The sequence below is a fragment of the Hymenobacter agri genome, assembly GCF_054778495.1.
In genome coordinates this window covers 1-1,318 of record NZ_BAAGZM010000887.1, presented here as the reverse complement: position 1 = coordinate 1,318, position 1,318 = coordinate 1, and the positions used below count along the sequence as shown (strand labels likewise).

Annotated in this window: 1 protein-coding gene; it reads right to left on the bottom strand. The window is 65.3% G+C overall.

The features are described from left to right. Positions 1-165: 165 nt before the first annotated feature. A partial coding sequence (locus ACYVDE_RS23100) for a glycosyltransferase (protein WP_460503881.1) occupies positions 166-1,318 on the bottom strand: 1,153 nt, incomplete at its 5' end.

Genomic DNA, 1,318 nt, shown 5'->3' with positions numbered 1-1,318 from the left:
CCGCCAGCGCCACCCCTAGCAACCCCACCAGCTGCCCAAACGCCGCCCGCGGCGTTGCGTAGGCCAGGCCCGCGTAGGCCGCCGCCGACAGCAGCAGCGCCAGTACCTGCGAAACAGAAGGACGGGAAGAAGCCACGGGCAGATGAAGCAGCAGAAGGGGGCCAGTTATTTATCGTCGCGGACCGAATAGTAGCAAATAGCCGCGAAGCCCACGGTCAGCAGGGTGTGAAACGGTAGCAGGCCGAAGTCGTTGAAATAAATGCCCGCGGCCAGGCCAAAGCCGAAATACAGGGCCAGCATCCCTTCGAGCAGCACCAGCGCCCCAACGCCGCCCGTGCGGTAGCGGCGCTGCCGGGCGGGGCCGCCCGTGCCGGCCTTGGGCGTACGCACAAAAGGCGTGCGCTGCCCCAGCCAGCCCAGTATCACGGCGCGGGCGTTGTGCAGCGCCAGCCCCATCGATACGGACAGGAACAGCAGGAAAAAGCCCGGGTAACGCCACAACGGCTTGCCGGGGTGCGCCAGCCGCCAAGCCGTGTAGTAGTAGTAAATCAGCGGCGCGAAGCCCAGCAGAAACACCGATGCCAGCTGGAAAACGGCCTTGTACTCGTGGTACTGGGCCCGTACGAACACCAGCGGCACGCTCAGCAGCGCCATGAGCATGATAACGACGTACACCGAGCTGTTGAGCAGGTGGAAGGTGGCCTGTAGCTTCACCGGCAGCGGCTGCGCCGAGCGCCACATCTTGCCCAGGTGCTTGTGCGCGGTTTCGGCCGCGCCCTTCGTCCAGCGGAATTGCTGCGACTTGAGGGCGTCCATCACGGCGGGCAGCTCGGCGGGGGCCACAATGTCGGGCCGGTACACGAAGCGCCAGCCGCGCAGCTGGGCGCGGTAGCTCAGGTCGAGGTCTTCGGTGAGGGTGTCGGTATGCCAGCCGCCGGCATCGTCGATGCAGGCGCGCCGCCACACCCCGCCGGTGCCGTTGAAGTTTATAAAGAAGCCCGCGAACGTGCGGCCCACCTGCTCAATCAGAAAGTGCGCGTTCAGGCCAAACGCCTGCAGGCGGGTGAGCAGGTCTTCGTTTTCGTTGAGGTGGCCCCAGCGCGTTTGCACCACCCCGATTTTTTCGTCGGGCAGAAAATAGGGGATGGTGCGCTTCAGAAAATCAGCTTCCGGCACAAAATCGGCATCGAAAATGGCCACGTATTCATCGGTGTTGCTTTCGAGCCCGTAGCGCAGCGCCCCGGCCTTGAAACCCGCCCGGTCGGGCCGCCGCACGTGGCTGATGCGCAGGCCCTGCGCCGTGTGGTGAGCCACGCGG